The 7,332-nt window shown below is 72.2% G+C and carries 7 protein-coding genes and 1 pseudogene; 1 reads left to right on the top strand and 7 read right to left on the bottom strand.

Annotated features, from left to right (window positions below):
- From ABT116_RS37435 to ABT116_RS37405, 7 genes and pseudogenes are all read right to left on the bottom strand, one after another.
- On the bottom strand, positions 1–456 hold a 456-nt coding region (locus ABT116_RS37435; RefSeq protein WP_502984005.1), incomplete at its 3' end, for a cytochrome P450 family protein.
- A gap of 1 nt (position 457) precedes the next feature.
- A pseudogene (locus tag ABT116_RS37430) lies at positions 458–1,525 on the bottom strand (type III polyketide synthase); the annotation flags it as partial.
- A gap of 190 nt (positions 1,526–1,715) precedes the next feature.
- Positions 1,716–1,952: a DUF6213 family protein gene (locus ABT116_RS37425; protein ID WP_033307522.1), complete on the bottom strand. Its 237-nt coding sequence runs from the start codon at positions 1,950–1,952 to the stop codon at positions 1,716–1,718.
- Positions 1,953–1,977: 25 nt separating this feature from the next.
- Positions 1,978–3,363 (bottom strand): NADP-dependent succinic semialdehyde dehydrogenase, encoded by a 1,386-nt coding sequence (locus ABT116_RS37420; protein ID WP_351643534.1) that lies wholly within the window; start codon positions 3,361–3,363, stop codon positions 1,978–1,980.
- Positions 3,364–3,440: 77 nt separating this feature from the next.
- Positions 3,441–3,899: an NUDIX hydrolase gene (locus ABT116_RS37415; protein ID WP_351643530.1), complete on the bottom strand. Its 459-nt coding sequence runs from the start codon at positions 3,897–3,899 to the stop codon at positions 3,441–3,443.
- Complete coding sequence (locus ABT116_RS37410; RefSeq protein ID WP_351643528.1) at positions 3,896–5,434, bottom strand: ATP-dependent DNA ligase; 1,539 nt, start codon at positions 5,432–5,434, stop codon at positions 3,896–3,898. The genes ABT116_RS37415 and ABT116_RS37410 overlap by 4 nt, the downstream gene beginning before the upstream one ends.
- Before the next feature lie 153 nt (positions 5,435–5,587).
- Positions 5,588–6,517 (bottom strand): NAD(P)/FAD-dependent oxidoreductase, encoded by a 930-nt coding sequence (locus ABT116_RS37405; protein ID WP_351643525.1) that lies wholly within the window; start codon positions 6,515–6,517, stop codon positions 5,588–5,590.
- Between the two features lie 77 nt (positions 6,518–6,594).
- Between ABT116_RS37405 and ABT116_RS37400 the strand changes: the two genes are divergently transcribed.
- The gene (locus tag ABT116_RS37400; RefSeq protein ID WP_351643523.1) at positions 6,595–7,167 is read left to right on the top strand and encodes a helix-turn-helix domain-containing protein; all 573 of its coding nucleotides are present in this window, start codon (positions 6,595–6,597) and stop codon (positions 7,165–7,167) included.
- Positions 7,168–7,332 lie beyond the last annotated feature (165 nt).

The raw sequence follows: 7,332 nt of genomic DNA, 5'->3' as shown, positions 1-7,332 counted from the left end.
GAGCAGGGAGGTGACGTCCTCGCCGCTGCCGCCCTCACGCAGGCCGATGAGATCGGAGAAGTAGGCGCCCATCTCCCTCCTGGCCTTCTCGCCGGCCTCGGCGCCGTGCGAGGAGGACAGGATCAGCCGGGTCCAGGCGCGCATGCCCTGCCGGTCGGCGGGCGGGACGCCCAGCAGCTCGCAGATCACCGCGCTGGGGAAGGGGCTGAGCACGGCCTCGGTCAGATCGGTGGGCGGACCGTCCTGCAGCAGCTCCTCGACCAGTTCCGCCACCATGCGCCGGCACCGCTCGCGCACCCGCTCCACCCCCTGCGCCGTGAACGCGGCGGCAACGGCGCGGCGCAACCGGGTGGGGGCCGACGGGTCCACGAGACAGGTGGCGTCGCCGCCGGCCGGACCGGGCGCGGGCCGGCCCGGGACCGGGGTCAGGTCCTCGGTGATCGTCTCTTCGCTCATGTCACCTCGTCTCGTCCGCGCTGTGCCAGCGGCCCAGGGCCATCTCGGCGGTGATGCCGGGACCGAACCCGGCGAGCAGCCCGCGCGCCCGGTGCTCGGTGCCGCCCTCGTCGAACAGCCGGCGCAGCGCGTCCAGGACGACGGCGCTGGCGATGTTGCCGTACTCGGTGAGCGTGGCCCGGCTGAACCGGAAGGCGTGCGGGTCGACGCGCAGGAAGGCGCTGAGGTCGTCGAGGATGCGGGGACCGCCCGCGTGGACGATGTAGAAGTCCAGCTCGCAGGCGTCCCAGCCGTGATCACCGGCCAGGTCCTTCAGCACGGGGGCGAGCGGTTCCATCGTCGCCGGTACCCGCTTGTCCAGCAGGAAATGGAAGCCGGTCGCCTTCACGTCGTACGTGATCCAGTCCTCGGTCTTGGGGATCAGATACGAGCCGTTGCGCTCCAGCCGGACGCCCTCGCCGCCCCGGCCGCGGACCGCTGCGGCGGCTATGCCGTCACCGAACAACCCGTTCGACAGCAGCGAGCCGACCCCGATGTCGGTGGGCTGGTAGCACAAGGAGCAGAACTCGCAGGCCACGATCAGCGCGTTGGCCTCCGGGTAGGCCGTGCAGAAGTCGTGGGCCCGGTTGATGGCCGCGCCGCCGCCCGCACAGCCGAGCTGGGCTATCGGCAGCTGCCGGGTCGTCGGCTCGAATCCCATCTCGTTGATCAGCCAGGCCGTGAGCGAGGGCATCATGAAACCCGTGCACGAGACGTAGACGATCAGGTCCACTTCCGCGGTGAGCAGCTCGGCGCCGTCGAGTGCCCGCTGAACGACCGCGGGCACCCGGGCCTTCGCCTCGGCCTCGTAGAGCTTGTTGCGGTCCTCGAACCCGGGGTGCCTCAGCGTCTCCTCGACGGGCTGCACGATGTGCCGGGTGCGCACCCCGGTGTTCTCGATCAGCCGGAGGGCCAGCGGCAGTTGGGGGTGCCCGGCGTGGCGCTCACGCGCCAGGTCCAGGGTTTCCTCCATCGTGATCACGTGCTCTGGAACGGACACCGAGGGTCTGCACAAAGTCGCCATGAGCCGCGCCTGCTTTCGCCGCCCGGAAGGCTCGTCGCCCCCCGGTCAGATGGTGGTTCACCGCAAGGGTGGTCCACTCACGATCACCCGGCGGTACGCCGACTTCGCGCGGAGCTACTCCGTACCGGGGACGTTCTGCGCCCGGTCGAGTCAGGTGCCCCCGAAGGCGGGGGGAACCGAGACGCACCCGCACCACTCAGGTCGCGGTCCCACTGCTGTGCGCGATACAGGCCACGTCGATCCGGTCGGCCAGCTTCGCCAGCTCAATGGCCAACTCGGCGACCGTGTCCTCGTCCAGCCCCGACTCCCCGCCCTCCACGAGCCGCACCCACCGACCTCCCACCGTCCGCAAGAGCTTGCTGACATCCGCCGCAGCCACCTGCAGGGTCCCGCGGTCGTCGACGATCAGAGGCAGAGTCACTTCGCGGTTCACAGACGGGATCGTAGCCCCGCAACACTCACGCACCATGCCAAACAGTGGTGATGTTGCAGAACTCGCGGATTCCGTGCCCGGACAGCTCACGCCCGTACCCGGACCGCTTCACACCGCCGAACGGGAACGCCGGATGGGACGCGGTCATGCCGTTGAAGAACACCCCGCCGGCCTCCAGGTCGCGTACGAACCGGTCCACCTCGCCCTCGTCCCGCGTCCACACGTTCGAACTCAGCCCGAACGGGGAGTCGTTGGCGATCAGCACGGCCTCGTCCAGGTCGGCCGCCCGGTACAGCGTCGCGACGGGCCCGAACGCCTCCTCCCGGTGGATCCGCATCTCGCGGGTGAGACCGGCCAGGATCGTCGGCGTGTAGTACCAGCCCGGCCCCTCCGGCCGTTCGCCACCGCACAGCACCTGGGCCCCGCTGCGCACCGCGTCGTCGACCAGCTCTTCCAGATCGCGCAGGCCCTGCTCGCTGGAGAGCGGCCCCACCTGGGTGTCGTCGGCCATCGGGTCGCCGACCTTCAGTGCCTTCATGCCGTCGGCGAACCGCTCGGCGAAGGCGTCGTAGACGTCCGTGTGCACGATGAACCGCTTCGCGGCGATGCAGGACTGCCCGGTGTTCTGCACCCGCGCGGTCACCGCGACCTTCGCGGCCCGGTCGATGTCGGCGGAGGGCATGACGACGAACGGGTCGCTGCCGCCCAGCTCCAGCACCGTCTTCTTGATCATCTCCCCGGCGGTGGAGGCGACCGCGCGGCCCGCGGGCTCGCTGCCGGTGAGGGTGGCGGCCTTGACCCGCTCGTCGCGCAGGATCTCGTCGACCGCGGCGGAGCCGATCAGCAGGGTCTGGAAGGTGCCCTCCGTGAAGCCCGCGCGGTGGAAGAGGTCCTCCAGGTAGAGGGCGGTCTGCGGGACGTTCGAGGCGTGCTTGAGCAGTCCCACGTTGCCCGCCATCAGCGCGGGTGCGGCGAACCGGACCACCTGCCACAGCGGGAAGTTCCACGGCATCACCGCCAGCACCGGTCCGAGCGGCCGGTAGCGCACCCGTACGCGGGAGGCGCCGGAGTCCTTCACGTCGGAGTCGGCGGGCTCCTCGTCGGCGAGCAGTTCCTCGGCGTGGTCGGCGTACCAGCGCATCGCCTTGGCGCACTTCGCCGCCTCGGCCCGGGCCTGCTGGATCGGCTTGCCCATCTCGGTGGTCATCACGCGGGCGATGTCCTGCTGGTCCTCTTCGAGGAGGTCGGCGGCCCGGTGCAGCAGCCGGGCGCGCTCGTCGAAGCTCGTCGTCCGGTACGTGCGGAACGTGGCCTCCGCGAGCTGGAGCCGGCGCTCGATCTCCTGCTCGCCCATGGCCTCGTACGTCTTGAGCGTCTCGCCGTTCGCCGGGTTCACCGTTGCGATGGGCATGACCGACCTCCCTCTGGAGCGGGCTGTGTCTCGACCTTCCCGCGCGGCGGAGGGGACCGCAACGCGGGAGTGTCTCCTCAGGGCGAGTGCTCCGCCAGCCGGTCGAGAAACGCCGCCTGCGCTTTGATGATCACGGCGCGGGCCGCGTCGAGGCCGAACCAGGCCACCCGGTCCACTTCGGGGAACTCCTGGAGCCGTCCGGACCGCGGCGGCCACTCCATCCGGAACGTGCCGGGCGTGATCGTCGCCGGGTCGAGATCAGCCTGGACCGCCCAGGCCGTGACGATCTTGCCGCCTGTCTGCCGGACCTCGCCGAGGTCGATGGCCTCCCCGTCGGGCGCGGGCAGCCCCACTTCCTCCCGGAACTCGCGGCGGGCGGCGTCCCAGGCGGGCTCGTCCGGCTCGTACTCGCCCTTGATCACGGTCCATGCCCCGGCGTCGCGCCGGGCGAAGAACGGGCCGCCCATATGGCCGAGCAGCACCTCGATGCCGTCGTCGGCGGGGTGGAAGAGCAGCAGGCCGGCACTGCGCTTCACGGCTTCACCTCCGGGTGCGCGGCGAGCAGCGTCTCGACCGTGTCGGCGTCCTCGGGGCGCTTGTCCTCCCGGTAGCGGATCACGCGGGCGAAGCGGAGGGTGACGCCGGCCGGGTAGCGGGTGGAGCGCTGCAGTCCGTCGTAGGCGATCTCGACGACGAGTTCCGGGCGGACCTTCACGACGTGGTCGTCGGTCTCGACGGCGAGCTGCTGGAGGCGTTCGGTCTGCCAGGTGAGCACGGCGTCGGTCATGCCCTTGAAGGTCTTGCCGAGCATGGCGAGGCCGCCGTCGGCGGTGCGGGCACCCAGGTGGAGGTTGGAGAGCTTGCCGGTGCGGCGGCCGTGGCCCCACTCGGCGGCCAGGACGACCAGGTCGAGGGTGTGGACGGGCTTGACCTTCAGCCAGGACGCGCCGCGCCGCCCCGCGCTGTAGGAGGCGTCGAGGGCCTTGGCCACGACGCCTTCATGGCCACGCTGCAGTGTCTCGGCCAGGAACTCCTCCGCCGCGGGCGTGTCGTCGGGCCCGGACACCAGCGTGCGCCGCACCCGCATCGGCTCGGGCACCAGCCGGGCCAGCTCGGCGTGCCGCTCGGCGAAGGGCAGGTCCAGCAGGTCGTGCCCGTCGACGGACAGCGCGTCGAAGAAGACGGGGGAGACCGGCACCGCCCGCGCGGCCGTCGTCACATCCGTGCGGGAGCCGACGCGGCCGGCCGTCTCCTGGAACGAGCGGGGGCGCCCCTCCTCGTCGAAGGAGATCACCTCGCCGTCCAGGATGAACCGCTCGCCCCGCAACTCCAGCGCGGCGGCCGTCACTTCGGGCAGGCGGTCGGTGATGTCGTCGAGGGTGCGGGTGTAGAGCCGCACGGTGTCGCCGTCCCGGTGCACCTGGACTCGGATGCCGTCCAGCTTCTCCTCCACCGCGCAGGCGCCCAGCTTGTCGACCGCCTCGGCCACCGAGGAGGCGCTGTGCGCCAGCATCGGCCAGACCGGGCGGCCGACCGTGAGGCGGAAGCGGTCCAGGGCGGCGGGCCCGTCCGCGAGCAGCGCCTCGGCGACCGCCTGCAGGGAACCCGCGAGCATCACGGCCCGCCGCACGTCCGCGGACGGCGCCCCGGTCGCCTGCGCGAGCCCCTCCACCGCCACCGCGTCCAAGGCGCCCTGCCGGACCTCGCCGGTGAGCAGCCCGAGCAGGAACCGCTGCTCGGTCTCGGTGGCCGCGCCCATCAACTCCGCGACCAGCCGGGCCCGTTCCGCCTGGGAGCCCGGGCCGGACACCTTGGCGAGTTCCGCCAGCCGGGCGTCCACCTCCCGCACGGTCAGACCCGGCTCCGAGGCCGGGGCGACCGGACGGCTCAGCACCTTCCAGCCGACGCCGATCCGGCCCTGCGGCAACCGTCCCGCCAGGTACGGGATGACGATCGGCACGTCCTCCGCCTCGGCGTCCCGGAAGAGCTCCGCGAGCAGGGCCGTCTTGCGGGACCGCGCCGAGGTGGCGGCGACCTCCTGGGACACTCGGGCCAGCCGGTGCAGCAGCATGCAGCCATGGTGCACCGCAGGCGGTGCCTCTACACCTGGGCGAGGGTGTCGAGGTCGGCCAGGGCAGGCCCCCGACGGCGAGCCGGTGCGTCCCCACCTGGGCGAGGGTGTCGAGGTCGGCCAGGGCAGGCCCCCGACGGCGAGCCGGTGCCTCTACACCTGGGCGACCGCGTCCAGGTCGGTCATCAGCAGGTCCCCGACGATCGCCGTCGCCGCCCGGTATCCGCCGCTCGCCGCGTGCACGACCTGCTCGGCGAAGCCGATCGCGTTGCCCGCGGCCCACACGCCGGGCACGGTCGTCAGCCCGGTCGGATCGACCACCGGATACGCGCCGAACGGCGTCTCGTGCAGCTCGGCGCCCAGCCGCTCCAGCAGGCCGGTCTGCGGAACGGCCCGCGGGGCGAGGAACAGCACCGAGCGGGCGTGCTCCGTACCGTCCGCGAGCCGGACGCCGGTGAGCCGGTCGGCCTCGACCACCAGCTCCGCGACCTCCCCGGGCACCACCTCCACCCCGGCCGCGGCGAGCCGGCGCAGATCCTCGTCGGACAGTTCCTCCTCGGTGACGGTGTGCAGGAAGAGCCGCACGTCCTTCGACCACTGGGACACCATCAGCGCCTGGTGCACACTCGCCGGACTGGTGGCCAGCACCCCGAACGGCTGGTCGCGCACCTCCCAGCCGTGGCAGAACGGGCAGTGCAGCACGTCCCGGCCGAACCGCTCGGCCACCCCTGCGACCGCGGGCAGCTCGTCCTGCAGCCCGGTCGCGACGACCAGCCGCCGGGCCCGCACGGTCCGGCCGCCGGCCAGCGCCACGGTGAAGTCCTCGCCCTTCTCGACCTCCATCACCCGGTCCCGCACCAGCTCCACGCCGTAGCGCGCGACCTCCTCGCGGCCGATCGCCAGGAACTCGGCGGGCGGCATGCCGTCCCGCGTCAGGTAGCCCTGCATGTGCGCGGCGGGCGCGTTGCGCGGCTCGCCCGCGTCGACCACCAGCGTGCGGTGCCGGGCCCGCCCCAGCACCAGCGCCGCGGACAGGCCCGCCGCGCCCCCGCCGATGACCACCACTGCGTACTTCTCGGTCATGTGACCACCTCCGCTGCCGAGCGTCGCCCCGGTCCTGCGGGATTGACAAACCTCTTTGCCGAACCTGCAATACGACCATGACGACGGACGAGGTACTCGCGGGCGTGGGCCCCCGGCTGCGGCAGATGCGCAAGGACCGGGAGGTGACCCTGGCGGCGCTCTCCGAGACCACCGGCATCTCCGTCAGCACCCTCTCGCGGCTGGAGTCCGGCCTGCGTAGACCCAGTCTGGAGCTGCTGCTGCCCATCGCGCGCGCCCACCGGGTGGCGCTGGACGAGCTGGTCGGGGCCCCGCCGGCCGGTGATCCGCGCGTGCGCTCCAAGCCGATCGTGATGGGCGGCCGCACCCACTGGCCGCTCACCCGCCAGCCGGGCGGCCTGCAGGCCTTCAAGGTCCTCGAACCGAAGCGCGAGCAGGAGCCGGACCCCAGGACGCACGAGGGCTACGAGTGGCTGTACGTGCTGTCCGGGAGGCTGCGCCTGGTGCTGGGCGAGCACGACGTGGTGCTCACGGCGGGGGAGGCCGCCGAGTTCGATACCCGGGTGCCGCACTGGTTCGGGTCGACGGGGGAGGGGCCCGTGGAGTTTCTCAGCCTGTTCGGGCCGCAGGGTGAGCGGATGCATGTGCGGGCCCGGCCCAAAGGTGCGTGACCCGGCGTGACCCGGCGTGACCCACGGGTGAAGCCTCTGCGCGGGACTTTGCGGGAGACTGTTCCCTGATGGGCAAGCGACCGCTTAGTATGCGAACCGACCCCGGTCAGACACAGCAGTCCCCCGTGGAGGCCCCGCATGCAGGCATGGCAAGTGCACGAGAAC

Origin of the sequence: Streptomyces sp. NPDC002130 (assembly GCF_040296465.1) — a bacterium.
Taxonomy (GTDB): domain Bacteria; phylum Actinomycetota; class Actinomycetes; order Streptomycetales; family Streptomycetaceae; genus Streptomyces.
The sequence above is the reverse complement of the archived record's forward strand: the minus strand, read 5'-3'. Positions and strand labels throughout refer to the sequence as shown.

Excerpts from the sequence above, each read along its gene's own strand:
- ABT116_RS37400 (WP_351643523.1), top strand. The coding sequence starts at position 6,595 with ATGACGACGGACGAGGTACTCGCGGGCGTGGGCCCCCGGCTGCGGCAG.
- ABT116_RS37410 (WP_351643528.1), bottom strand. The coding sequence starts at position 5,434 with ATGCTGCTGCACCGGCTGGCCCGAGTGTCCCAGGAGGTCGCCGCCACC.
- ABT116_RS37405 (WP_351643525.1), bottom strand. The coding sequence starts at position 6,517 with ATGACCGAGAAGTACGCAGTGGTGGTCATCGGCGGGGGCGCGGCGGGC.
- ABT116_RS37420 (WP_351643534.1), bottom strand. The coding sequence starts at position 3,363 with ATGCCCATCGCAACGGTGAACCCGGCGAACGGCGAGACGCTCAAGACG.